Source organism: Salipiger sp. PrR003 (genome assembly GCF_010500785.1).
In the GTDB taxonomy this organism is placed as follows: domain Bacteria; phylum Pseudomonadota; class Alphaproteobacteria; order Rhodobacterales; family Rhodobacteraceae; genus Salipiger; species Salipiger pacificus_A.
The window spans coordinates 1-25,433 of sequence record NZ_JAAGOV010000067.1; the positions used below are offsets into that span (position 1 = coordinate 1).

General features: G+C 67.4%; 23 protein-coding genes and 1 pseudogene. 11 read left to right on the top strand and 13 right to left on the bottom strand.

Annotated features, from left to right (window positions below):
- Positions 1-243, top strand: a pseudogene (locus G0D83_RS23810) (sarcosine oxidase subunit gamma); the annotation flags it as partial.
- Positions 244-478: 235 nt separating this feature from the next.
- Here the strand turns inward: G0D83_RS23810 and G0D83_RS23815 are convergent.
- The 7 genes from G0D83_RS23815 to betI form a co-directional block, all read right to left on the bottom strand.
- Entirely contained in the window at positions 479-1,255 is a 777-nt protein-coding gene (locus G0D83_RS23815) for a MetQ/NlpA family ABC transporter substrate-binding protein (protein WP_164197079.1), read from the bottom strand.
- A gap of 36 nt (positions 1,256-1,291) precedes the next feature.
- A complete protein-coding gene (locus G0D83_RS23820) occupies positions 1,292-1,966 on the bottom strand; it encodes a methionine ABC transporter permease (protein WP_164197080.1) in 675 nt (224 codons plus the stop codon).
- Positions 1,956-3,017, bottom strand: coding sequence for a methionine ABC transporter ATP-binding protein (locus tag G0D83_RS23825; RefSeq protein WP_108969219.1), 1,062 nt, complete (start codon positions 3,015-3,017; stop codon positions 1,956-1,958). Before G0D83_RS23825 ends, G0D83_RS23820 begins: the two co-directional genes overlap by 11 nt.
- Positions 3,018-3,299: 282 nt before the next feature.
- Positions 3,300-4,151: a GH25 family lysozyme gene (locus G0D83_RS23830; RefSeq protein WP_164197081.1), complete on the bottom strand. Its 852-nt coding sequence runs from the start codon at positions 4,149-4,151 to the stop codon at positions 3,300-3,302.
- 128 nt (positions 4,152-4,279) lie between these two features.
- Positions 4,280-5,938, bottom strand: coding sequence for a choline dehydrogenase (gene betA / locus G0D83_RS23835; protein ID WP_164197082.1), 1,659 nt, complete (start codon positions 5,936-5,938; stop codon positions 4,280-4,282).
- Between the two features lie 11 nt (positions 5,939-5,949).
- A complete protein-coding gene (gene betB / locus G0D83_RS23840; RefSeq protein WP_164197083.1) occupies positions 5,950-7,410 on the bottom strand; it encodes a betaine-aldehyde dehydrogenase in 1,461 nt (486 codons plus the stop codon).
- Between the two features lie 2 nt (positions 7,411-7,412).
- Positions 7,413-8,090, bottom strand: a complete 678-nt coding sequence (gene betI, locus G0D83_RS23845; protein WP_108969212.1) for a transcriptional regulator BetI — start codon at positions 8,088-8,090, stop codon at positions 7,413-7,415.
- 106 nt (positions 8,091-8,196) lie between these two features.
- On the opposite strand from betI, the gene choX reads away from it, so the two are divergent.
- From choX to choV, 3 genes are all read left to right on the top strand, one after another.
- Positions 8,197-9,117 carry a choline ABC transporter substrate-binding protein gene (gene choX / locus G0D83_RS23850; protein WP_164197084.1) on the top strand — a complete coding sequence of 307 codons (921 nt, stop codon included), beginning with the start codon at positions 8,197-8,199 and terminating at the stop codon, positions 9,115-9,117.
- Between the two features lie 86 nt (positions 9,118-9,203).
- Positions 9,204-10,043 carry a choline ABC transporter permease subunit gene (choW, locus tag G0D83_RS23855; RefSeq protein ID WP_164197085.1) on the top strand — a complete coding sequence of 280 codons (840 nt, stop codon included), beginning with the start codon at positions 9,204-9,206 and terminating at the stop codon, positions 10,041-10,043.
- Entirely contained in the window at positions 10,040-11,059 is a 1,020-nt protein-coding gene (gene choV / locus G0D83_RS23860) for a choline ABC transporter ATP-binding protein (RefSeq protein WP_108969207.1), read from the top strand. The genes choW and choV overlap by 4 nt, the downstream gene beginning before the upstream one ends.
- Positions 11,060-11,148: 89 nt before the next feature.
- Here the strand turns inward: choV and G0D83_RS23865 are convergent, their stop codons facing one another.
- The 5 genes from G0D83_RS23865 to G0D83_RS23885 all read right to left on the bottom strand — a co-directional run bounded on the left by G0D83_RS23865 (position 11,149) and on the right by G0D83_RS23885 (position 15,811).
- Entirely contained in the window at positions 11,149-11,433 is a 285-nt protein-coding gene (locus G0D83_RS23865; protein WP_164197086.1) for a hypothetical protein, read from the bottom strand.
- Positions 11,434-11,546: 113 nt separating this feature from the next.
- A complete protein-coding gene (locus G0D83_RS23870; RefSeq protein WP_164197087.1) occupies positions 11,547-12,161 on the bottom strand; it encodes an ABC-type transport auxiliary lipoprotein family protein in 615 nt (204 codons plus the stop codon).
- Between the two features lie 4 nt (positions 12,162-12,165).
- A complete protein-coding gene (locus G0D83_RS23875) occupies positions 12,166-13,884 on the bottom strand; it encodes an MlaD family protein (protein ID WP_164197088.1) in 1,719 nt (572 codons plus the stop codon).
- 2 nt (positions 13,885-13,886) lie between these two features.
- On the bottom strand, positions 13,887-14,693 hold the full coding sequence (locus G0D83_RS23880; protein ID WP_164197089.1) for an ABC transporter ATP-binding protein: 807 nt from the start codon (positions 14,691-14,693) through the stop codon (positions 13,887-13,889).
- Positions 14,690-15,811 carry an ABC transporter permease gene (locus G0D83_RS23885; RefSeq protein ID WP_164197090.1) on the bottom strand — a complete coding sequence of 374 codons (1,122 nt, stop codon included), beginning with the start codon at positions 15,809-15,811 and terminating at the stop codon, positions 14,690-14,692. The genes G0D83_RS23880 and G0D83_RS23885 overlap by 4 nt, the downstream gene beginning before the upstream one ends.
- Before the next feature lie 293 nt (positions 15,812-16,104).
- On the opposite strand from G0D83_RS23885, the gene G0D83_RS23890 reads away from it, so the two are divergent.
- From G0D83_RS23890 to G0D83_RS23920, 7 genes are all read left to right on the top strand, one after another.
- Entirely contained in the window at positions 16,105-17,085 is a 981-nt protein-coding gene (locus G0D83_RS23890) for a LacI family DNA-binding transcriptional regulator (protein WP_164197091.1), read from the top strand.
- Positions 17,082-18,098: a PotD/PotF family extracellular solute-binding protein gene (locus tag G0D83_RS23895; protein WP_164197092.1), complete on the top strand. Its 1,017-nt coding sequence runs from the start codon at positions 17,082-17,084 to the stop codon at positions 18,096-18,098. Before G0D83_RS23890 ends, G0D83_RS23895 begins: the two co-directional genes overlap by 4 nt.
- A 104-nt stretch (positions 18,099-18,202) precedes the next feature.
- Complete coding sequence (locus G0D83_RS23900) at positions 18,203-19,024, top strand: ABC transporter permease (RefSeq protein ID WP_108969194.1); 822 nt, start codon at positions 18,203-18,205, stop codon at positions 19,022-19,024.
- 4 nt (positions 19,025-19,028) lie between these two features.
- Positions 19,029-19,805: an ABC transporter permease gene (locus tag G0D83_RS23905; protein WP_108969192.1), complete on the top strand. Its 777-nt coding sequence runs from the start codon at positions 19,029-19,031 to the stop codon at positions 19,803-19,805.
- Positions 19,798-20,811 carry an ABC transporter ATP-binding protein gene (locus G0D83_RS23910; protein ID WP_164197093.1) on the top strand — a complete coding sequence of 338 codons (1,014 nt, stop codon included), beginning with the start codon at positions 19,798-19,800 and terminating at the stop codon, positions 20,809-20,811. The genes G0D83_RS23905 and G0D83_RS23910 overlap by 8 nt, the downstream gene beginning before the upstream one ends.
- The gene (locus G0D83_RS23915; RefSeq protein ID WP_164197094.1) at positions 20,808-21,695 is read left to right on the top strand and encodes a nucleoside hydrolase; all 888 of its coding nucleotides are present in this window, start codon (positions 20,808-20,810) and stop codon (positions 21,693-21,695) included. Before G0D83_RS23910 ends, G0D83_RS23915 begins: the two co-directional genes overlap by 4 nt.
- Positions 21,692-23,470, top strand: a complete 1,779-nt coding sequence (locus G0D83_RS23920; protein WP_164197095.1) for an adenine deaminase — start codon at positions 21,692-21,694, stop codon at positions 23,468-23,470. Before G0D83_RS23915 ends, G0D83_RS23920 begins: the two co-directional genes overlap by 4 nt.
- A gap of 160 nt (positions 23,471-23,630) precedes the next feature.
- Here G0D83_RS23920 and katG read toward each other — a convergent pair.
- Positions 23,631-25,433 (bottom strand): catalase/peroxidase HPI (gene katG / locus G0D83_RS23925; RefSeq protein WP_164197096.1); only part of this gene is annotated, 1,803 nt, incomplete at its 5' end.

Here is a 25,433-nt window from a genome sequence, read left to right on the forward strand (position 1 = left end):
CGCGAGGTGAGCTTCGTCATCGAAGGCCCGCGCGCCGCCGAGCTGATGACCATCGGATGCGCCCGCGACATCGACGCGATCCCGGTCGGCTCCGCCCGCCGCACGCTCTTCGACGGCGCCACCGTGATCCTCTGGCGCGACGCCGAAACCCGCTTCCGCATCGACGTGTGGAACAGCTTCGCTCCGCACCTGCTCCACCTCCTGAAGGTCGGAGCACGCGAACTTGCCGCTGAAAGTGTCTGATGCGATGCGCCTTTTGCCAGAGTGATGGCTCAAGAAGAGGCGCACAAGGATGGGGTTGCGCAGAGCAGGACCTTCCTTCTGACCGTGGTCTTCCCGGCCAGCCCGGGGGAGTATGCGTCAGAGCACATGGGCTGCCCCCCCCCCCGCCGAGCACAATGGAAAAGGCCCGCCGCGACATCCGCGGCGGGCCTTTGCTTTTCATGGCGCGGCGGGCAGGGCGCCCGCCGACCGCGGCTTACCAGGAGGTCAGCACGGTGCCGTGGTACTTCTCTTCGATGAAGGCCTTGATCTCGGGGCTGTGGTAGGCGTCGATCAGCGGCTTCACCCAGGGCTGCTCCTCGTCGCCCTTACGCACCACGATGATGTTCACGTAGGGGTTGTCGGCGCTTTCCATGGCGATCGAGTCTTCCTTCGGGTTCAGGCCCGAGGCAATCGCGTAGTTGGTGTTGATCAGCGCGGCATCGAGGTCGGCCAGCGAGCGCGGCAGCTGCGCCGCGTCGAGCTCCTGGAAGCGCATGTCCTTGGGGTTCTCGACCACGTCGAGCACGGTCGGCACGAGGCCGGTGCCCTCGGCGAGCTTGATTAGACCGAGCTGTTGCAGCACCAGAAGCGCGCGGCCGCCGTTGGTGGGATCGTTGGGGATGCCCATGGAGCCGCCCTCGGGGAAGTCGTCCAGCGCGGTGACTTTGTCCGAGTAGACGCCCATCGGGGTGGTGATGGTTGTCGCCACCGGCGCCAATTCGAAGCCGCGGTCTTTCATCTGGTTGTCGAGGTAGGGCTCGTGCTGGAACGAGTTGGCCTCGATGTCGCCGTCGGCCAGTGCCTGGTTGGGCACCACGTAGTCCGAGAATTCGACCACGTCGATGTTGAGGCCCATGGGCGCGGCAACCTTCGCCACTTCTTCCATGATCTCGGCGTGCTCGCCCGGCGAGACACCGACCTTGATGTCTTCGGCCATCGCGGTGCCGGCCATCAGGGCCAATGCGGAGACGAGGGGGATCATACGCTTCATGGGATTTCTCCTTCCATCTGTGTTCTTATTATGGAGTCAGCGGCCGCGGTTGCGCGGCGCGCGCTTGTCGACCAGCCGGGCCAGACCCTCGCCGAGGGATTGCACGAGCTGGACCAGCACGATGAGGATCACGACCACCGCCAGCATCACCTCGGGCATGAAGCGCTGGTAGCCGTAGCGGATGCCAAGATCGCCGAGGCCTTCGCCACCGACGGCACCGACCATGGCTGAGTAGCCGATGAGGCTGACGAGGGCGAGCGTCAGGCCAAGGGTAATGCCGGGCAGCGCCTCGGGCACCAGCACCTTGCGGATGATCTGGAAGGGCGTGGCGCCCATGGCCCTGGCCGCCTCGATGAGGCCGCTGTCGACCTCGCGGATGGCGTTTTCGACGAGCCGCGCGATGAAGGGCACGGCGGCGATGGTCAGCGGCACGACGGCGGCAGTGGTGCCGATCGAAGTGCCGGCAATCATCCGGGTGAAGGGGATGATTGCCACCACGAGGATGATGAAGGGAACCGAGCGCGTCGCGTTGACAAGGAGGCCGAGCACCTTGTTCACCCAGGGCGAGGACAGCAGCTCGCCGCGTTGCGAGACGGCCAGATAGACGCCGATGGGCAGGCCGAAGAGTGTGCCGAGCGCGCCCGAGATGGCGACCATGTAGAGGGTCTGAAGCGTGGCTTCGATCAGCAGGTTGATGAGGTTAGCCGACATAGCCCAGCACCTCCGTGAGCAGCTCGTGGCGTTGAAGAAAGGCGCGGGCTTCTGCGCCGCGGTCCGCGTCGACCGAGACCAGCAGGTTGCCGAAGGGATGCGGGCCGATCTCCTCGATCGCGCCGGCCAGGATGTTGACCGGGATGCCCAATTCGGAGGTGAGCTTGGCGAGCATCGGGTCGGTGGCGTGTTGCCCGGCAAAGGTGATGCGGATCACCTCCTGGCTGTCGCCTTGCGGGCGCTCGGCGACCAGCTTGCCGGCGATGAAGCTCGGCAAGGTGATGCCGGTGATCCCCGACAGGAACGAGCGGGTCGTCGGGTGCTGGGGCGCGGCGAAGACCTCGTAGGTCGATCCCGCCTCGACGATGCGGCCGCCGTCGATCACCGCCACGTGGCTGGCAATGTCGCGCACCACGGCCATTTCGTGGGTGATCAGCAGGATGGTGAGGCCAAGGTCGCGGTTGATGTCGGCCAGCAGTTTCAGCACGGTCTGGGTGGTCTCGGGGTCGAGCGCCGAGGTGGCCTCGTCCGAGAGCAGGACCTTGGGCTGGGTGGCGAGGGCGCGGGCGATGCCGACGCGCTGTTTCTGGCCGCCCGAGAGTTCCGCCGGATAGCGGCTGCTGAGCTGCTCGAGGCCGACGCGGGCGATGAGGTCATCGACGCGGCGCTTGATCTCGGCGCCGGGCACGCCCGCGATCTCGAGCGGCAGGGCGACGTTGCCGTAGACCGTGCGAGAGCTCAGCAGGTTGAAGTGCTGGAAGATCATCCCGACGTCGCGCCGAATGCGCCGCAGCGCCGCGCCGCTGGCGCGGCCGACGTCATGACCGGCGACGGTGACCGCGCCGGAGGTCGGCTGTTCCAGGCCGTTGACCATGCGCAGCAGCGTGGATTTGCCGGCGCCGGAGCGCCCGATGATCCCGGTGATCGTGCCGGGGGCGACGTCGAGGCTGATATCCTCGAGCGCCATGACCTTGCCGGAGCCCTTCTTGTCGAAGGACTTTCCCAGCTTGTCGAAGGTGATCGCGGCACCTGATGTCTGTACGTCGGCCATCCGAGTCTCTTGTTTCCGTCCGGCCTCCTCCCGCGGCGCGATAGACCGGATATGGGCCGGGGACGCAAGCCCTACCGGGCACTTGCGGGCGCAGGGGTACTGTGCGGCGGAGTGTGTCATGCCTGCAGGGCTGGGAGGGTGTTCCGGCTTGTGGCAAGGCACGCGGGGGCTGTTCGCCGGGTGGCGGGGCGGGCCGGAGGATGTTCTTTTTGCAAGAGGACAGACGCGTACATGCCTCACCCGGCGCCTGGTCGGTCCCGGGTGAGGATGTGCAGGGCGGCGCTACCCTTGGCTGCGCGCCGCGAGCCAGGCCTGCCAGGTCGCCTCGTTGCCGGCGAAGGCGTTCAAATCCACCGGCCCGCGCACCCCGGGCACCAGCCCGGTGCCGGTGTATTGCCAGAAGCTCCAGCGCTCGTCGGGATAGCGCTCCGAGGGGTGTGCAGTGACCGAGCGCAGCCAGAACTCGGTGCCGCGCAGGCTGCCGAGATCGTTGCGGGCGTAGAAGTCCGGCGTCGTGTAGATCACCGGGGCGGTGCCATAGTGACGCTCGACGATCCGCGAGAACTCGCGGATGCTGGCGCGCACCTCGCTCGCGGGCGGTCGGATGCGGCAGGTGGGCGAGAGGTGGTTCCACTCCATGTCGAGGATCGGCGGCAGGTCGCCGCGCCGTTTGGGCACGTTGGCGATGAACCACGCGGCCTGCTCGTGCGCCGGGCGGCAGAAGTAGTAGAAGTGATAGGCACCGACAGGCACGCCCGCGGAGCGGGCCCCCGCGGCGTTCTGCCCGAAGGCCGGGTCGATGTGATCGCCACCCTCGGTCGCCTTGAGGTAGCCGAAGCGGATACCCGCGCCGCGCGCCGCGTGCCAGTCGATCACGCCCTGATAGCGCGCGGCGTCGAGCCCGTGCACAGGGTAGCGGGCCGGGCTGATTGCGCCCCAGTCATGCGGCTTGGTGTCGCCGAAGCGGTGGGGGATGCCGGAGGCGCGGTTCTCTCGCACGTAGAGCGCCTGGGTTTCGCTTGGGGAGAGGGTCACGGTGCGTGGCGCCGAACTGCCGCAACCACCCAGGGTTGCCGCCAGTGCGACGATCAATGCGCCCGCCCTGACCCATGGTCGGGGGGATGGGGTGATCATCTTCTTGTCCTGCTCTTGCCTGGGACAAGCGTAGCCTGAAAAGTGAGTCGCGGCATCAGGGAGTTGTGCAACGCCGGGTCATCCCTAGGCAGCATCCGCGCCGCCGGTGTGGCGGCGCGCGAAAGGCGTCAGCGCTGTGCCGTTCTCCACTCCGGATGCACCCACGGCTGGGCGTTGTCGCGGGGCAGGGGCTGCTTGCCGAGGATATGATCCGAGGCCTTCTCTCCGGTCATGATCGAGGGCGCGTTGAGGTTGCCGTTGGTGATCTGCGGAAAGATCGAACTGTCGGCAACGCGCAGCCCCTCGACGCCGATCACCCGGCACTCGGGATCGACCACGGCCATCTGATCGCTCGCCGCGCCCATGCGGCAGGTGCCGCAGGGGTGGTAGGCGCTTTCGGCATGCGCGCGGATGAAATCGTTCAGCTCCTCGTCCGTCTGGAAGGAGTCTCCGGGCTGGATCTCGTGGCCACGGTAGGGGGCAAAGGCCTCCTGGCCGAAGATCTCGCGGGTGAGGCGGATGCAGGTGCGGAAATCGGCCCAGTCATCCTCATGCGACATGTAATTGAAGAAGATGCTGGGAGCGTCCTTGGGGTCGGCGGACTTCAGCGTCACCGCGCCGCGCGATTTCGAGCGCATCGGGCCGACGTGGGCCTGGAAGCCGTGTCCCTCGGCGGCTGCCTTGCCGTCGTAGCGCACGGCGATGGGCAGGAAGTGGTACTGGATGTCGGGGTATTCCACGCCCGGCTTCGAGCGCACGAAGGCGCAGCTCTCGAACTGGTTCGAGGCGCCCGGGCCCTTGCGGGTGAAGAGCCATTGCGCGCCGACATAAGCCTTGCCGAAGAGGTTCCAGTACTTGAACAGCGACACCGGCTGCGTCGCCGCCTGCTGGATGTAGAGCTCGAGGTGGTCCTGAAGGTTCTGCCCGACGCCGGGACGGTCGGCGACGACCTCGATGCCGTGTTCCCTGAGGTGCTCGGCCGGGCCGATCCCCGAGTGCATCAGCAGCTTCGGCGAGTTGATCGAGGAGGCCGCGAGGATCACTTCCTTGCCGACCGTGATCACCTCGACCTTGCCCTTGCGCTCGATCTCGAGGCCGGTGGCGCGGCCGTTCTCGATCACGACCTTGCGTGCGAGCCCGCGCACCACTTCGACATTGCCGGTGGCGATGGCGGGCTTGAGGTAGGCCTTGTAGGCCGACCAGCGCTCGCCCTTGTGGATGGTCGCGTCGAAGGGGCCGAAGCCCTCCTGCTTCTCGCCGTTGTAGTCATGGGTCGCCTCGTAGCCCGCCTGCACCCCGGCCTCGACGAAGGCGCGGGTGAGGGGATTGTCGCGCTTGCCGCGCGAGACGTGCAGCGGGCCCGAGGTGCCGCGCCAGTCCGGATCACCGCCGTGACCGCCCTCGTGCCAGCTCTCCATGCGCTTGTAGTAGGGCAGCACGTCGGCATAGGCCCAGCCCTGCGCGCCCATCTCTTCCCAAGTGTCGAAGTCCCGCGCGTGGCCGCGCACGTAGACCATGCCGTTGATCGAGGACGAGCCGCCCAGCACCTTGCCGCGCGGCGTGGCAAGGCGGCGCCCGCCAAGATGCGGCTCGGGCTCGGACTCGAAGCCCCAGTCGTAGCGCTTCATGTTCATCGGGTAGGAGAGCGCGCCGGGCATCTGGATGAAGGGCCCAGCGTCCGTGCCGCCGAATTCCACCACGATGACCTTCTTGCCCGCCTCGGCGAGCCGGTAAGCGATGGCGCAGCCTGCCGAGCCCGCGCCGACGATGACGTAGTCCGCCTGCATCACGGCCTCCTTCAGAACGGGGCTTCGGTCGGGTTCATGCCGACGTAGACCGATTTCACCTGGCTGTAATGCGCGATGGCGGCCTTGGAGTTCTCGCGGCCAACACCCGACATCTTGGAGCCGCCGAAGGGCGCCTCGACCGGGGTGAGGTTGTAGGCGTTGATGTAGCAGGTGCCCGCCTCGAAGCCCGCGGCCATGCGGTGCGCGCGGGTAAGATCGGCGGTGAACACACCGGCGGCAAGGCCGAACTGCGTGTCGTTCGCGCGGGCCAGTGCTTCGTCCTCGGTGGCGAATTTCAGCACCGACATGACCGGGCCGAAGATCTCCTCGCGGGCGATGGTCATCTCGTCGGTGACATCGGCAAAGAGCGTCGGCTCGATGTAGAAGCCCGCGCCGTCCAGCACCTTGCCACCCTTCACCAGCCGCGCCCCTTCTTCGACGCCCTTGGCAATGTAGCCCTCGACGATGCTGCGCTGGCGGGCCGAGACCATCGGACCGATGGTGGTGGCCTCGCCCATCGGATCGCCGATCACGGCGTTCTCCATGCGCTCGGCGACCCGGGCGACGAATGTCTCATACAGCCCCTCCTGCACGAAGACGCGGGTGCCGTTCGAGCAGATCTGGCCGGTGGAATAGAAGTTGCCATTGATCGCGGCAGCGACGGCGCTTTCGAGGTCGGCATCGTCGAAGACCACGATCGGGGACTTGCCGCCCAGTTCCATGGTGACATGGCGGATGCCGTCGGCGGCGGCGGCGTAGACCTTGCGGCCCGTGGGCACCGAGCCGGTGAGCGAGACCTTGTCGACGCGCGGATCCGTGATCAGCGACGCGCCGACGGCGCCATAGCCCTGCACGACGTTGAAGATGCCCGCAGGCGCGCCGGCTTCGATCAGGATCTCGGCGAGCTTGAGCGCCGTCAGCGGGGTCGTCTCGGAGGGCTTGAAGATCATCGCGTTGCCGCAGGCCAGCGCGGGCGCAGCCTTCCAGCTGGCGATCTGGATTGGGTAGTTCCAGGCGCCGATGCCGACGCAGACGCCGAGCGGCTCGCGGCGGGTGTAGACGAAATCGCCGCCTGCCACCGGGATGTGCTCGCCGGTCAGCGTGCCCGCAAGACCACCGAAGTATTCCAGCGCATCGGCGCCAGAGGCGGCATCGGCAATCAGCGTCTCGGACATCGGCTTGCCGGTGTCATGGGTTTCGATCTCGGACAGCTCGCGGTTGCGCTCGCGCAGCAGGTCAGCCGCCTTGCGCAGCACGCGGCCGCGCTCGGTGCCCGACAGTGCGCCCCATTCGGCCTGCGCGGCTTTTGCCGAGGCCAGCGCCTGCTCGATGATCGCCGGGGTGGCGGCGTGCAGGGTGGCGATCACCTTTCCGGTGTGGGGGTAGATCACCTCGATCTTTTCCCCTGCGGTGTCATCGACATAGGCGCCGTTGATGAAGTGGCTGCCAGCGGGTTGGTAAGCAGAGGTCATGATTACTCCTGAGGTCCTGCAAGGGGGGCCATGGGCGCCGGATCGGCGTCCGCCATGGAGATGTCGTCGTTTTCGTGGACTTCGGTGCATTCGGCGGCGATGGCGCGCAGCACGTGCTGCGCCCCCTCCGAGCCGTCGACCGCGCCGACCGCCTCTTCGGGCGGGCGCAGCATCTTGGTGTCGAGCGCGTAGCGCAGATACAGCCCGTCGATCAGGCCACCGATTCGCCGTGCCACATCCGGGGCGCGTTCACCGATTCTGGGGCGCAGCGCGTAGACCAGATTGCTGTGCAGCCGGCGCTGATAGAGATAGAGCAGCCGCCGCGCCTCTTCCGAGCGCAGCGCGAGTGCGTAAAAATTCACCCATGCCGAGATCGCCTCGCGGCGGAAGCTGCCCATGCCGAAACTGGCCTGGACGATGGCATTCACGCGGTCTTCGGGGGTGATGGCGCTCGCTAGCGCCCGGGTCACGTCTGCCTTGTAGTCCGACAGGATAGACCGCATCGCGGCGAGAAAAAGCGTGTCCTTGTCGTGGAAGTAGTGGAACGCGAGCCCCGGCGAGACCCCGGCGCGCTTGGCGATCTGGCTGGTCGTGACGTTGAGCGTGCCCGAGGCACCGATCTCGCGGATCGTCGCAGCGATCAGATCCCTGCGTCTTTCTTCCTCGGATTTGCGGGCCATGTGGGGCTCCCAGAGATTTTTGGTTGCTTTTCCGGGATAGCCTGTCATTAATTGACTCGTCAATCAATATCTCAGATTCATCACGCTAACCTCAAAAGGGGACCCTATGAAACTCGTACTGACCACCTCCGCCATCGCTCTTTGCGCAAGCGCCGCCGTTGCAGATTGCTCCAAAGTCAGGTTCTCGGATGTGGGATGGACGGACATCACCGCCACCACGGCAGCCACCACGACCGTGCTGGAGGCGATGGGCTATGACACTGAGATCAGCGTGCTTTCCGTGCCGGTGACCTACGTGTCGCTGGAAGAGGGTGACATGGATGTCTTCCTCGGCAACTGGATGCCCACGATGGAGGCCGACATTGCCCCCTACCGCGAGGCCGGCACCGTCGACACGGTGCGCGCCAACCTCGAGGGCGCGAAGTACACGCTGGCCACCAATGCCGCAGGCGCCGCACTGGGAATCAAGGATTTCGCCGACATCGCTGCCCACGCCGATGATCTGGACGAAACCATTTATGGCATTGAGCCCGGCAACGATGGCAACCGGCTGATCATGGACATGATCGAGGCGGATGCCTTCGGGCTGAAGGACTTCGACGTCAAGGAAAGCTCGGAACAGGGCATGCTGAGCCAGGTGGCACGCCTGTCGAAAAAGGATGACCCCATCGTCTTCCTCGGCTGGGAGCCGCACCCGATGAACGCGAACTTCGATCTTACCTACCTGTCGGGCGGGGATGACTGGTTCGGCCCGGATTTCGGCGGCGCCACGGTTTATACCAACACCCGCGCCGGCTATGTCGAGGAATGCCCGAACGTCGGCAAGCTGCTGACCAACCTCGAGTTCTCGCTGCAGATGGAGAACGAGATCATGGGCGCGATCCTCAATGACGGCGAGAAGTCGGACGCGGCGGCGGAAGCCTGGCTTGCTGCGAACCCGGACGTGCTCGATAGCTGGCTCGACGGCGTGACCACGCTGGACGGCGAGCCGGCGCTTCCGGCGGTGAAATCGGCCCTGGGTCTCTGATCCTGGCTGTCGCAGCTTGGCTTCGCGTTCCGGCGCGGAGCCAGACGACATCCTTCTCCTGACTGCTCATCATAAGGAGCGCAGCCTTGGATTGGCTCACTTCATACAAGATTCCCGTCGGCGACTTCGCGGCCTTCATCTTCGAGGGCATCCGTGACCACGCCGAGGGGCTGCTCGACCTGCTCTCCGTCGTTCTCGAGGCGATGATCGAGGGCATCCTCTGGGTTCTGCAGGAGCCCAACCCGTTCTTCATCATCGCCGCCTTCATGCTGATCGCCTGGCTTCTGCAGCGCAGCTGGAAGGTCTGTGCCTTCGTCGCGCTCGGCTTTCTGTTCATCCTCAACCAGGGCTACTGGGAGGAGACCACGGAGAGCCTGACGCTGGTGCTGTCGGCCTGCGTGGTCTGCATGGCGATCGGCGTGCCGGTGGGCATCGCTGCCGCGCACCGGCCCCGGCTCTACGCCGTGCTGCGCCCGGTGCTCGATTTGATGCAGACGCTGCCCACCTTCGTCTACCTTATTCCGGCGATCGTCTTCTTCGGCATCGGCATGGTGCCGGGGCTCATCGCCACGGTGATCTTCGTGCTGCCCGCGCCGATCCGCCTGACCCAGCTCGGCATCTCCTCGACGCCGCAGCAGCTGACCGAGGCCGTCCGGGCTTTCGGGGGCACCAACCGCGACGTTCTGTTCAAGGCCGAACTCCCCTATGCGCTGCCGCAGATCATGGCCGGGCTGAACCAGACCATCATGCTTGCGCTGTCGATGGTGGTGATTGCCGCTCTGGTCGGCGCTGACGGGCTCGGCGTGCCGGTGGTGCGGGCGCTCAACCAGGTGAACACCTCGCTCGGTTTCGAGAGCGGACTGGTGATCGTGGTCGTGGCCATCCTGCTCGACCGCCTGCTCAACCTCGGAGGCGACAAGAAATGACCACGGCCGTGAAGATCGACAATGTTTCCATCGTCTTCGGCGACGCGCCGGAAGAGGCGCTGCCACTGATGGACCAGGGGCTGGACCGCGCCACGATCCAGAAGAAGACCGACCAGGTGCTCGGCGTGCACGATTGCTCGCTCGACGTCGAGGAGGGTGAGATCCTCGTGCTCATGGGCCTCTCGGGCTCGGGAAAGTCGACGCTTCTGCGCGGCGTCAACGGGCTCAACCCGGTGGTGCGCGGCGGCGTGCATGTGCGTGAGGGCGCGCGCATGGTCAATGTCACCGACGCCTCCTCCGCCGACCTGCGCCGCATCCGCCGCGAGCGGGTGGCCATGGTGTTCCAGCAATTCGGCCTGCTCCCCTGGCGCTCGGTCGCCGAAAACGTCGGGCTCGGACTGGAGCTGGGCGGCATGGGCAAGGCGGCCCGCCGTGCCAAGGTGATGGAGCAGCTCGAACTGGTCGGCCTGTCGAACTGGGCCGACAACAAGGTGGGCGAGCTTTCGGGCGGGATGCAACAGCGCGTCGGCCTTGCCCGCGCCTTTGCCACCGAGGCACCGATCCTGCTGATGGACGAACCCTTCTCGGCGCTCGACCCGCTGATCCGCAGCAAGCTGCAGGACGAGCTTCTGGAACTGCAGTCTAAGCTCAAGCGGACGATCATCTTCGTCAGTCACGATCTCGACGAGGCCTTCAAGATCGGCAACCGCATCGCGATCATGGAGGGCGGTCGCATCGTGCAATGCGGCACGCCGAACCAGATCGCCAGTGATCCGGCGAACGACTACGTGGCCGAGTTCGTGGCCCATTCCAACCCGCTCAGCTTCCTGCGGGCCAAGGACGTGATGAAGCCCTCAGAAGCGCCCGCCGAGGTCGAGGTCGACGAGGAGACCCCGGTGCTCGAGTTCGCCGCCGCGATGACCGAACGCAACGCGCCGGTGGCGGTGACGCGGGGCGGCGTGCGGATTGGCACGGTGACCCCCGCAACGCTGCTGGAGCGGCTGGTGGCGCAGTAGGGCCCTCTGGGCGATGCAGCGAAAAGGCGCGGCTCTGGCTGCGCCTTTTTCAGTGTCCGGTGGTTTGGGCTCGCAGCGCGGGGTGCGGCTCAGCCCGCGTAGACCAGCAACAGGTTCACCCGTGTTTGGCGCCGCCGTGCCTCGCGCTCCAGCAGCGCCTGCCTGCGCGCGAGCTGCAGCTTTTCGAGCGCCCTCTGCCGCGCGTTGTAGAGCTGGCGCACTTTCGAGCCGCGGTTGCCGATCTGCACCGACAAATGCGTCTGGCGGCCCGGGAAGAACCCGGCCAGGTTGCTCTGCGCGGCGCGAAAGGCCGCGTCCGCCTCGATCCAAGCGCTGTAGGTTTTCAGCAAAAGTCGTCGTGATGCGGAAGCCATGCGTTCCTCCCCAGGATGAGCCTCGTCTCGACAGACCCCGAGTATAGGCGGCGCGGCGCCGCCTGTCAGCACCGCGAAGTGACGCAGGCGGAAGATGTGAATGACCGAGAGGCTCAGCTCCCGGCGCGCACCGCCCAGGGCAGGATCTCGGAGATCATCCGCCGCGAGGCCCGGTCGAAGGCGGCGACGACGGTCGTGGTCTCGTCGTCCGCCGCGGGTTCGCGCACCTCGAAGGTGCGGCTCGCCACCACCGCCGAGTCGCGCTCGCGCACCAGCCGCAGCATCAGCCGCAGGTGCACCGAGACCGGCCCCTCGGAGCCAAGGCTCTCGGCCTGGAAATCTGTCAGCTCGCCCAGCAGCGCGTAGTCGCCCTGCGCGCCAAGCGGCGCGCGGCCGACCGAGGCAAAGGCGCCGGTCTCGGCAAGGCTGCGTACCAGAAGCGTCTGCAGCATGGCGGGGGTCTCGTCGGACCAGCGCGCGCCGGGCAGGTATTGTGCCTGAAGCGGCGCGGGCCGGATCATGATGCGGTCGGTGCTCAGCGCGCCGCTGGCGATCGGCGGTTCGACCACAAGCTCGGCCCAGCCGCGCCGCGCCGCGCCCTCGATGGCGGGCGTTTGCAGCTCGTAGACATCGAGCGCTTCCGAGGCGCTGTCGAGCGCCGAGATCGCGGCGCAGCCGGAGGTGCCGAGCGCGAGGGCGAGGACGGGCAGGAGGGGTCTCGGGAACATGGGGCTACCTTCGGTATTCTGGGGCACGGTCGTCGAGGAAAAAGCGGGTCGGGTTTCGACGGAGCTGCGTGGTGAGCGCGTCGAGATTGTCGATGAGCGCGCGCGCCTCGGCGGCGAGCCGGCTGAACTGCGGCAGGGCGGTGGCGCTGAAATCGCGCAGGGCCGGGCGGGTCTCGCCGACCGCGCCCTCGAGTCCCGAAAAGGCCGCGGCGGCGGATCTGCTGGCGGCGCGCAGTTCGCTGGTGATCCCGGGGATGTCGCCCGACACCTGGGAGATCGCCGCCTCGAGCTCGGCCAGCGTGCCGCGCAGCTGCGCCGCGATCGGGCCGAGTTCGTGGGTGATCGCCCGGTCGGCGCCGTCAAAAGCCCGCTCGGCGGCCGAGAGCGCGCGGTCCCCGGTTTCTAGCGTGCCATTGATCGAGGAGAGCGTGACATTGGCGGCGGCGAAGGTCGAACGCGCCACCTCCAGCGTCTCCGAGGCCTCCCCTGCGAGCCCATCAAGCTGCCCGGAGGCCGAACTGAGATCGGCGCCCACCGTTTCGATGGTCTGCACCGCCGAGCGGGTGGCGGTGCGGATGTCCTCGAAGATGGCTCTCAGATCGGCACCGGTGCTGTCGCCGAAGCCCTGGATCACCGAGGTCGCCTCGGCGGTCGCGGTGCGCAGCTCGGCGATCAGCGCGGCACCGTCGCCGGCGAGCAACCCGTCGAGCCGCTGCGCCGCCCCGTCGACGCTGCGCGAGGTCTGCGACAGATCGGCGATGAGCCCGTCGAGGCCAGCCAATGTGCCCTGCGCCTCGGCCAGCCGGGCGCTGGCGGCGCTGCCGGTCTCGGTGAAGGTCTCGGCCAGGGTCTCTGCGCGGTCGCTCAGGCGGGCGAAGCGCGCCTCGATCTCAGAGACTGTGCCCTGTAGCTGCTCGGTCGCGGGGCCCAGCCGGCCGGTGATGTAGCTCTCAGCCGCGGCAGCGGTCCCAGTGCCTTGGGCGACAAGTGCGCGAGCCTCTTCAGACAGAGTGGTGATCGCGCGCAAGGTCTCCTGCGCGTCGGCGAGCACGCCCGCCACGTCGCCGGTCATACCCTCGACGCTCGCGTTGAAGCGGTCCATCTGGTCGGTGAAGGTCGAGACCGCACCGGTCACGCCGGAGACATCCTGCAGCGTCTGCGACAGCTCGGCTGAGGCCTGCTCGACATTGGTCAGGATGGTGACGACACGCTGCTGGTTCTCGGAGCCGAGGAGCGCGCGCAGGCTGCGTACCAGTTCCAGCGTCTCGTCGAAGATCTCGGGCGCGGATTCAGTGAGCGATTGCAGGGCCGACTGGCCGGCGTCTATACGCGGCACCTGCTCACCTGTCTGATCGGACAGCAGCCGCGCGCCGGGGCTGCCCGGGGCGATGCTGACATAGCTGACGCCGGTGACGCCCTGCGCCTCAATTGTGGCAGTGGAGTTGCTGCGCACCGGGGTGCCCGCGGTGACCTCGACGCGGACCCGAACCGTGCCGTTCTGCTCCGGCGAGAGGCCGAGGCCGACCACCTGTCCCACCGGCAGCCCGGCAAAGCGCACCTCGGAAGCGATCGACAGGCCCGAGACCGAGGGGAAGTCGATGTCGTAATAGTCAAACTGCTTGTCCAGCTCGACGTTGGCGAACCACAGCAGAAAGCCGAGCAGCCCGATAAAGCCCGCGATGGCGAAGGCTCCGACAAGCACGTAGTTGGCGCGGGTTTCCATGGTCAGTCAGCCTCGGTCTTGGTGTCGGCCCGAACCGCGTCGCGCGCGAGCCGCGCTCTTGGTCCGGTGAAATATTCCTGCACCCATGGGTGATCGACCTCCAGCATCTGGGGCAGCGTGCCGGTGACGAGCACCCGCTTCTCGGCCAGCACCGCGATACGGTCGCAGGTTGCATAGAGCGTGTCGAGATCATGGGTGACAAGAAAGACGGTCAGCCCCAGCGCGTCGCTCAGCGTTTTGATCAGCTCATCGAAGGCCGAGGCGCCGATCGGATCGAGCCCGGCGGTCGGCTCGTCAAGGAAGACGATCTCGGGGTCGAGCGCCAGGGCCCGCGCCAGCCCGGCGCGCTTGCGCATCCCGCCCGAAAGCTCCGACGGGGCGGCATCGCCTGCGCGGTAAGGCAGGCCGACGAGCGAGATCTTGAGATCCGCCAGCGCCCGCCGCAGCTCGGGTGTTAGCTCGGCGATCCGGCGCAACGGCACTTCGACATTCTCGCGCACGGTGAGCGAGGAGAAAAGCGCCCCGTCCTGGAACATCACCCCCCAGTGGTCGTCGAGCCGGGCGCGGTCTTCTGCCGAGGCGGTCAGCACCTCGGTTCCGAAGGCCTCGATCCGGCCCGCGGTCGGGCGCTCGAGCCCGGTGATGGCGCGCAACAGCACCGACTTGCCGGTACCCGAGCCGCCGACCACGCCCAGAACCTCGCCCCGGTAGACGTCAAGGTCCAGACCGTCGTGCACCACGTGGGTGCCGAACTGGGTGCGCAGCCCGCGCACGCGGATGAGCACCACTTTGTCCTGTTCCGGGCTCACAGTCCCACCTCGGCAAAGAAGATCGAGAACAGGGCGTCAGCGACGATGACCGCGAAGATGGCGGTGACCACGGCGCTCGAGGTCTGCCGCCCGAGCGATTCCGCGTCGCCCTTGACTTGCATCCCGGCGTGGCAGCCAACCACGCCGATGATCACCGCGAAGACCGGCGCCTTGATGAGCCCGACGACGACGTTGCTGATGTCGGTGTCAGAGATCAGCCGGGTGCGGAACATCGAGGGCGAGATCCCAAGCTCGATCCAGGACATCAGCGCGCCGCCGAAGAGCCCCATGATATCCGCGATCAGCCCGAGGATCGGCAGCATCAGCAACAGCGCGAGGATGCGCGGCACGAAGAGCACCGTCACCGGGTCGAGTCCGAGCGTGCGCATGGCGTCGATCTCCTGGCGCATCTTCATCGAGCCGATGGCGGCGCAAAAGGCCGACGCGGTCCGGCCTGCGACGATGATCGCCGTAAGCAGGATCCCCAGCTCGCGCAGCACAGAGATCGCAATGAGATCGACCACGAAGACCTCGGCCCCGAACTGCCGCAGCTGGGTCGCGCCCTGAAACGCGAGAACAACGCCGATCAGGAAGGCCATGAGCGACACGATCGGCACGGCCCGCAGGCCGACATCGTCGCAATGGGCGACCAGCGCCGTGAAGCGGAACTCGCGCGGGTGGATCACCGCGCGGAAGAGCCCGGCGAGGAACATCCCGAGAAACTCCAGCAGCCCGCGCAGGAAGTGCAGGCCGCCTATGACCCGGCGCCCCGTCGTCTCGAGAAGCGCCGTAAGGCCTGTCGGGGTGGCGGGCGCGGGCTCGGGCACCGGCAGGGCGCGGCGTACCGTGGCCAAAAGCAGATCGGCGGCTTCGCTCGCGCCGCGATAGCGCAGCGCGCCGCCTTGTGCCGCGACCCGGCCTTCGTAGGTGGCCAGCGCCCAGGCCCCGGCGGTGTCGATCCGCGTGACCCGGGTGAGGTCGATGACCGGGGCAGGCGGCGCCGCGAGCAACTGCGCCTGCAGGCCCGCGAGTTCGCGCACCGTCAGCGGTCCCGAAAGGCGGATGACCTGCCCGGAGCCTGATTCTTCGTCCTCGACCTGCAACCCGCTGCTGTTCATGGATGCGTGGGCTCCCCGCGTATCGTTCTCATTTTGAAAGCTTTTGCCCCGCTGCACCAGCCCATTTCGCGGCGAAGGGCAGGGCGCTTTGACGCAACCGGCGCGGCTTGGACTGTGGGGGCTTTCAACCTCATGGCGGGTGCGCGATGATTCCAATACCCGTCTAGAGTGTGTTTCCGCATGTTTTTTGTGCGCCTTGCCAGCGGAAGCGCTTTGAGTCTGATTAAACGTTTAATTGTCGGTTGACGGGTGCGAAAGCCGCTGATTAATCGTTTCACCAAAGAGGAAACGGCATGGCCAGTATCAAGGAAATCGCACAGGACATCGGGGTTTCGGCCGCCACCGTCTCGAACGCGCTCACCGGAAAGGGGCGGGTTTCAAAGGATCTGGCGGAACGCATTCAGGCCCGCGCCGAGGCGCTTGGCTACCGCCCGAGCCGCGCCGCGCGTGCGCTGAAGACCGGCCAGAGCGGCATCCTCGGGCTGGTGATGCCGGACCTCACCAACCCGCTCTTCCCGCGCATCGCGCAGAACCTGTCGATTGCTGCCGAGGCGCGCGGGCTCGGCATCCTCATCGCCGACTCGCGCGGTAGCGAGGCGCGGCAGACCGAGGCGCTGCAACAGCTCGTGGGGAGGGGGGTCGACGGCGTGGTGATCGTGCCGCAGAAGGGCACCTCGCCCGAGGCACCCGGCCTGCCGATGGTGACGATCAACACCGCGCGCGACCCGCGCAACACCGTCTCGGCCGATCATGTCGGCGGCGGTGCCCTTATCGGCGCGCATATCCGCGAGCTGGGGCACAGCCACGTGGTGCTGCTCGGCGGCGACCGGGTATCGGACGTTCAGCAGGACCGTCTGCGCGGCATGGGCGAGGGGCTCGGCCCGAGCGTCCGCATCGAGACGGTCTGGGGCGATGCCGGGCTCGCCACGCTGCCCGAGCGCGTGGGGCAGGGCGCCACGGCGATCCTTGCGACCTCGGACCTGTTGGCGCTGGCCGCCTTGTCGGAACTCGCGCGCGCAGGGATCTCGGTGCCCGGGGACGTGAGCCTTACCGGCTTCGACGATCTGCCCTTCGCCACCGCCATGCACCCGGCGCTGACCACCACCGCGCAGGACGTGAGCGCCATCGCCGAGCATGCGCTCGAGGTGCTGAGCCGTCTCATCGCCGGCGCCGCCCGCCCCGAGAGCCACGCGGTGCCCATGCGGCTGGTACCGCGCGGCTCCACCGCCTCCCCCCGACACCCAACCAAGACCAACACGGAGAGACTGCCATGAAGACCACCCTATCGCTCCTCGCGCTTGCCAGCGCCTTCGGCACCGCGGCGCATGCCGACGACAAGACCCTGACCATCTCGGTCTATTCCTTTGCCCAGGATGAATACAAAGAAGCGCTCTACGATCCCTTCGAGGCGATCTGCGGCTGCGATCTGGTCGTCGAGACCGGCAACAGCGTCGAGCGCATGGCGAAGATCGAGGCCAACGCCGCGGACCCGGTGATCGACATGGCCGTCATCTCGACGCAGGACGCCCTCGCTCTGGCCCGTAAGGATCTCATCCAGCCGCTCGACAGCGCCAAGCTGAGCAACTTCGACAAGCTCTACGACAGCGCCAAAGATCCGATCGGCGATCACATGGCGGTCGGCTACACCTTCTACGCCAGCTCCATCGTCTACCGCTCGGACCTTGTCGACATCCAGAGCTGGGGCGATTTGCTGGGCGAAGAGCTGGCCGGCCAGGTCGCGCTGCCCAACATCACCACCACCCAGGGCCCGCTCACGCTGATGATGCTGGGCAAGGCCATGGGCAAAGAGGGAGACCTCGCGCCGGTGATCTCCGAGATCGGTGCGCATTCCGACGACATCGTGACCTTCTTCTCGCGCTCGTCCGAGCTGGTGCAGCTGATGAACCAGCAAGAGGTGATCGCCGCCCCGGTGGGCCGCTTCGCCTGGGGCAGCTTCAAGGACGCGGGTCTGCCCTTCGCCTGGGCCGAGCCCGAGGAAGGCCAGGCCGGCGGCATGAACGTGATGGTCATGACCAAGGGCAACGGCAACGAGGATCTCGCTTACCAGTTCATGGACTACTGGCTCTCGACCGAGGTGCAGACCAAGATCGGCGAGATGCTGATCGACAGCCCGGCCAACAAGGAAGTCGAGCTCAGCGCGGAAGCTGCCGAGAACCTGACCTATGGCGCCGACGTCATCGAAGCGCTGAACATCATGCCCGCCGCCGAAGTGCTCGACAAGCGCGAGGGCTGGGTCGAGCAGTGGAACGCCGAGGTGATCCAGTAACCCCGCCGGGGCGGCCCCTGCCGTCCCAGCACCCCGCCGGGGGCGACGCGCTCCCCGTTGCCCCCGGCACCTGACACCGCTCCAGACAGACGGGATCCCTACCCATGTTTCGCAACACGCGCGAAGGGCTGGCGCTGGCTCTTCCGGCCGCCATCTTCTCGACGCTGCTCTTCCTCGTGCCGGTGGGCATCCTGCTCTCCGAGGCCTTCCGCTCCGGCGGAAGCTGGTCGCTGCAGGGCTACATCGACTTCTTCTCGACGCCGCTCAACCGCACCGTCTTCCTGCGTACGCTGAAGCTGGGCGTTCTGGTGGCTGGGACGGCGGCGGTGATCGGCTACGCCGCAGCTTTCTGCATCGTCAACCTCGGCCCCAAGTCGCGCGGCAAGGTCTTCGGCATGGTGGTCCTGCCGCTGATGATCTCGCCCGTCGCCCGCACCTATGCGTGGATCGTCATCCTCGGCCGCACCGGCATCGTCAACGAGACGATCACCGGGCTGGGCCTGTCGGACACGCCGCTGCGCCTGCTGTTCACCGAGACCGCCGTCTTCCTCGGCCTCTTGCAGCTCTTCCTACCGCTGATGATCATCTCGCTGGTGTCGGCCATGGAGAACATCCCGCGCGACGTGATCCCCGCTGCCCGGGTGCTTGGCGCAAGCTGGATCGCCGTCTTCTTCAAGGTGATCCTGCCGCTGACCAAGGAAGGGCTCGTCATCGGTGGCACGCTGGTCTTCACCGGCGCGCTCACCGCCTACATCACCCCGGCGATCCTTGGCGGCTCGAAGGTGCTGATGCTGGAAACGCTGCTCTATCAGCGGGTCAACGTGTCGAACGATTTCGTCTCGGCCAGCGTCATCGCCATGATCCTCATCGTCATGTCCTTCTCGGCGAACCTGCTGCTGAAGCGCATCGCCACTGCCCGGAGCTGACCTCATGCGCCATCTTGCGACCTGGTCCATCCTGGGCCTCACGCTGACCTTCCTGATCGGACCGTTCCTGATCATCATCCTCGCTGGGGCCTCGGCCACCGATTACCTTGCCTTCCCGCCCGAGGGGCTGACCCTCAAGTGGTACCTCAAGGTCTTCACCGTCGAGAGCTTCCGCGCCTCCTTTGCGCTGTCGATGGCGCTGGCGGTCTTCGGCACGTTCATGGCGCTGCTGTTGGGGGTGCCCGCGGCCTATGCGCTCAACCGCTACGACCTGCCGGGCGCCGAGACGCTGCGCACCATCGTCGCAGCGCCGATCATCGTGCCGGGCATCATCGTCGGCCTTGCGCTCTTGCGCTACATGGTGGTGCCGACGGGCGTCACCGTCACGCTGGCGCTCTTCATGGCACACACCGCGCTGGTGCTGCCCTATGCGGTGCGCGTGGTCTCCTCGTCGATGCACAACCTGCGCGCCGACATGGAAGAGGCCGCCGTTCTGCTCGGCTGTTCGCGGCTGCAGGCCTTCACCAAGGTGGTGCTGCCCAACATCCGGGGCGGGGTGCTCGCCGCCTTCATCCTCGGCTTCGTCACCTCCTTCAACCAGGTGCCGGTCTCGCTGTTCCTGTCGGGTCCCGGCGTCCGCACCCTGCCCATCGACATGCTCGCCTACATGGAGATCACCTTCGATCCCTCCGTCGCCGCGCTCTCGGCGCTCCTTGCCTTCATGTCGCTCGCCATCGTCTTCACCGCCGAACGCCTGCTGGGATTCTCTCGCTATGTCTGACGCTTTCGTCCAACTCTCCGATCTCACCCTCAGCTACGGCAAGTCGGTCGCCGTGCCGAACCTCGATCTGTCGATCCGCGAGGGCGAGCTGATCGCGCTGCTCGGGCCCTCGGGCTGCGGCAAGACCACCACCATGCGCGCCATCGCCGGGCTGCTCTCGCCCACCGGCGGGACAATCACCATCGACGGCCGCGACGTGACCCGCGTGCCCGCCAACAAGCGCGGCATCGGGCTGGTGTTCCAGAGCTACGCGCTGTTCCCCCATCTCAGCGCCTTCGAGAACGTCGCTTTCGGGTTGCGCCTGCAGAAGCTGCCCGAGGCCGAAATCAAGCAGCGCACCGAGGAAGGGCTGGCGACCGTCGGCCTCACCGGCTTCGAGAAGCGCAAGCCCGCCGAGATGTCGGGCGGCCAGCAGCAGCGCGTGGCGCTGGCGCGCTCGCTGGTGATGCGGCCCAAGGTGCTGCTGCTCGACGAGCCGCTGTCGAACCTCGACGCCCGGCTGCGGCTCGAGATGCGCACCGAATTGCAGCGGGTGCAGAAGGAGACCGGCATCACCATGGTCTTCGTGACGCACGATCAGGCCGAGGCGCTGGCGCTGGCCGATCGCATCGTGCTGATGAAGGACGGCAAGATCGAGCAGCTCGGCACGCCGTCGGATCTCTATGCGCGGCCCGCCACGGCCTTTGCCGCCGAATTCATGGGGTTCGAGAACATCTTCAGGGTCGAGGGCACCGAGGTCGTGACCGAAAGCGGTCGCCTGCCGCTGGAGGCCCGCCCGGAGAGCCCGATCCTTGCCTGGCGTCCGGACGCGGTGACCGTGGGTAGCGGCCCGCATGAGGGCCGCGTCGCCGCCTGCAGCTTTGCCGGGGCGCACCGCGAGTATGTCATCGACAGCGCGCTCGGCCCAATCAAGGCCGATGCCGCCATCGCGCTGCCCGAGGTGCCGCTGGGAGAGTCCATCCGCTTCGACCTGCCACTCTCCACCGCCCGGGGCCTCGCGGCATGAGGCTCTGGGTCGACACAGATTACGGCTTCGACGACCTCTGGGCGCTGCTGCTCTTGCGCCGCTACGGGGCGACGGTCGAGGGCATCTCGCTCGTCGCGGGCAACACGCCGCTGCCGCAGGTCATCGCCAACGCGCTCGGCGCGGCAGAGGCTTATGGCCTCAAAGCCCCGCTGCACGCCGGGGCCGAGAAGGCGCTGGTCCGCGAGGTCGAGACCGCGCAGGCGATCCTCGGCGCGAAGGGCATGGACAGCCGGGGCCGTTTCCTGCCCGATGTGGACGGCCCGCAGCCGCCTGCCGATGCCATCGAGGCGCTGGCGGGCTGGCTGATGCAGGACGGGCCGCGCCCGGTGCTGGCGCTGGGGCCGCTGACCAATATCGCGCTGCTGGTGCAGCGCTTCCCCGAGGCCGCCGCCCGCATCACCCGGCTTGTCTGGATGGGCGGCAGCAACGGGCCAGGCAACCATTCGCCGCTGGCCGAGTTCAACGCGCTCTGCGATCCCGAGGCCGCCGCCATCGTCGCCGGGGCCGGGCTGCCGCTCGAGGTGATCGACCTGATGATTTGCCGTCAGGCCACCTTTGGCCCCGAGGACATGCCGCAGACCGATCCGCTCAGCGCCGATCTGCTCGGCGGCTACCTCGACATCGGTCTCAAGCGCGGGCGCGCAGGGATGGCGATCTACGATCCCGTTGCGGCGCTGGCCATGGTGCGGCCCGAGGCCTTTGCCTTTGAACGTCAGAGCCTCACCGTTTCGACCGTGCAGGACGACACCTATGGCGCCACCCGCTTCACCGCCGACCCCGAGGGGCTGACCCGCCTGCCGACAGCGCCGCTCGACGACATCGCGCGGCTCTGCCTCGATGCGCTGACTGGAGCGGACGCATGACCTTCCCGAGCGATCTCAACGACCCCGCGCTGCGCGCCCGCGCGGTGCAGGCCGCGCGCGGCGAGGCGCCGTTCGACCTGCTGATCGAAGGCGGCACCGTGCTCGACATGATCACCGGGCGCGCGCGCAAGGCCGATGTCGGCATCATCGGCCCGCTCATCGCCAGCGTACACGCACCCGACCCGGCGCGGCCGGCGAAGGCGCGCATCGGCGCACGCGGCATGACCCTCGTGCCGGGGTTCATCGACAGCCACATGCACGTCGAAAGCTCGATGATCACCGCCGCGGAATATGCCGCCGCCGTTGTGCCGCGCGGGGTGACCACGGCGCTCTGGGATCCGCACGAGCTTGCCAATGTGTCGGGCGAGGCGGGGCTCGGCTACGCCTGCGAGTCGGCAAAGGACCTGCCGTTGCGCCTCTTGCCGCTGGTGCCGACCTGCGTGCCCTCGGCGCCGGGCTTCGAGGCCTCGGGCGGGGATTTCACCCCCGAGACCGTCGCGCGCTGGCTGGCGCGCGGCGACACCCATGGCGCTGCCGAGCTGATGACCATGCGACCGCTGCTCGAGGGCGACGCGCGCGTTGCCGGGATCGTGCAGGCCGGGCTCGAGGCGGGAAAACGGGTCTGCGGCCACGCGCGGGGGCTCACCGGCGGCGATCTTGCGGGCTTTGCCGCTGCCGGGGTCGAGACCGACCACGAGCTGACCGGCGCCGCTGATCTGATGGCCAAGCTCGAGGCAGGGTTCACCATCGAGCTGCGCGGCTCGCATGAACACCTGTTGCCCGAGTTCGCCGAGGCGCTGACCGGGTTGGGCGAACTGCCGCAGACGGTGACCCTTTGCACCGACGACATCTTCCCCGACGACCTGCTGCGCAAGGGTGGGCTCGACGGGGTGATCCGACTGCTGATCGACTGCGGCCTGCCGCCGCTCTGGGCCTATCGAGCTGCCACGCTCAACGCCGCAAGCCGGATCGGACGGCCAGACCTGGGCCTCGTCGCGCCGGGCCGCCGCGCCGACCTGGTGCTGCTGTCGGACATCGAGGCGGTGCGCGCCGAGGGGGTCGTCGCGAATGGTCTGCTCGTGGCGGAGGCCGGACGGCTGACCGCCCGACCCGAGCCCGCGCCGGTGCCGGCTGCGCTGCGCGAGACCATGCGGCTTGCGCCCGTGGCAGCCGGGGATTTCGAGGTCCCTGCCAAGGGCCCGCACGCCCGCATTGCGACGCTTTCGAAGCCGCGGTTCCCGGTCTGGGGTGAGCGCAGGGTCGCGGTCGAGGACGGCCGCCTGGTGCTGCCCGAGGACATGATCCGCATGGGCATCGTCAACCGTCATGGCGCCGGCACGCCGATGCGGGTCGCCTTCCTGGAAAACTGGGGCGACTGGCGCTGTGCCTTTGCCACCACGGTGTCGCACGACAGCCACAACCTGACGGTCTTCGGGCGCCGTTCCGAGGACATGGCCGCCGCGGCCAATGCACTGCGCGACTGCGGCGGCGGAGTTGCGGTGGCGTCGCGCGGCAAGGTGCTGCACTGCCTGCCGCTGCCGATTGCCGGACTGATCAGCGACGCGAAGCTGGCACAGGTCGCCGAGAGCTTCGCCGCACTGCGCGCGACGCTCGACGGGCTGGTCGGCTGGCAGCCGCCCTACCTGGTGTTCAAGGCGCTCTTCGGGGCGTCTCTGGTCTGCAACCCCGGGCCGCGGCTGAGCGACATGGGCTTGGTCGACCCCTTCGAGGGGCGGCTGCTGGAGAGCTGCGTGTTGGAAGACGGGTTGGCCTGAGCGCGCGTCTTAGGAGCGGGGCAGAGGAGGGGGCTCTGCTCCCCGTCCTGCGGCCGCCGCAGGAAATGCACGCGCAGGCCATAAGGGCGCGCTGCGCCAAAGCAGAAGGGCCCGCACCTCGGGGAGAGGTGCGGGCCGGTGTTTCTGGATGTCTGCCGCATCACTTCAAGTCGAAGCGATCGGCGTTCATCACCTTGGTCCAAGCGTTCACGAAAGCCGCCAGGAAGGTCTCGGTGCCATCGTCCTGGGCGTAGATCTCGGCGTAGGCGCGCAGGATCGAGTTCGAGCCGAACACCAGGTCGACGCGGGTCGCGGTCCACTTCACCTCGCCGGTCTTGCGATCGCGGATCTCGTAAAGGTCCTTGCCCGCCGGAACCCAGCTGTAGGCCATGTCCGTCAAGTTGACGAAGTAGTCCGTGGTCAGCGCGCCGGGGCGGGCCGTGAAGACGCCGTGCTTGCTGCCGCCGTGGTTGGTGTCCATGGCCCGCATGCCGCCCAACAGAACGGTCATCTCGTTCGCCGTGAGCCCCAGCAGCTGTGCCCGGTCGAGCAGCATCTCTTCCGAGGAGACCGCGTAATCCGTCTTCTTCCAGTTGCGGAAGCCGTCGGCCAGTGGCTCGAGCGGATCGAAGCTGCCTGCGTCGGTCATCTCGTCGGTGGCGTCACCGCGGCCGGGTGCAAAGGGCACCGAGATGTCGTGGCCCGCGGCCTTGGCGGCGAGTTCCACACCGACGTTGCCAGCCAGCACGATGGTGTCCGCGAGGCTTGCCCCGGCGGCTGTCGCCAGCGGTTCGAGCACGTTCAGCACGCGGGCGAGGCGGTCGGGCTCGTTGCCCTCCCAGTCCTTCTGCGGCGCGAGGCGGATGCGCGCGCCATTGGCGCCGCCACGCATGTCCGAGCCGCGGAAGGTGCGGGCGCTGTCCCAGGCGGTCGACACGAGGTCCGACACGCTCAGGCCCGAGGCCGCGATCTTCGCCTTGAGACCACCGATGTCGTAACGGGTTGTGCCCGCGGGGACAGGGTCCTGCCAGATGAGATCCTCGGCGGGCACATCGGGGCCGATGTAGCGCACCTTCGGACCCATGTCGCGGTGGGTCAGCTTGAACCAGGCGCGGGCGAAGGTGTCCGAGAAATACTCCGGATCGGCCATGAACTTCTGGCAGATCGCGTTGTAGATCGGGTCGACCTTCATCGCCATGTCGGCATCGGTCATGATCGGCATGCACTTGATCGAGGGGTCCTCGACGTCGGCGGGCATGTCTTCCTCGCGGATGTCGACGGGCATCCACTGCCAGGCCCCAGCTGGCGATTTCTTCAGTTCCCACTCGTAGCCGAAGAGCAGTTCGAACCAGCCCATGTCCCACTGGGTGGGGTTCTTGGTCCAGGCGCCCTCGATGCCCGACACCATCGTGTCGCGGCCGATGCCGCGGCCCTTGGTGTTCATCCAGCCCATGCCCTGCGCGGTCACATCGGCGGCTTCGGGATCCTCGGAGAGGTTCGCCGCATCGCCATTGCCATGCGCCTTGCCGATGGTGTGGCCACCGGCGGTCAGCGCCGCGGTTTCCTCGTCGTTCATCGCCATGCGGGCAAAGGTCTCGCGGACCATCGCGGCGGTGCGCATCGGGTCGGGCTGGCCGTTCACCCCCTCGGGGTTCACGTAGATCAGACCCATCTGCACCGCCGAGAGCGGGTTCTCGAGCGAGGCGGGATCGGCCACGTCACCGTAGCGCGTGTCGGACGGCGCAAGCCATTCCTTCTCGGCGCCCCAGTAGACGTCCTTTTCCGGGTGCCAGATGTCCTCGCGGCCAAAGGCGAAGCCGAAGGTCTTCAGGCCGGCGACCTCATAGGCGATGGTCCCGGAGAGGATCATCAGGTCGGCCCAGGAGATCTTGTTGCCGTATTTCTTCTTGATCGGCCACAGCAGGCGGCGGCCCTTGTCGGTGTTGACGTTGTCGGGCCAACT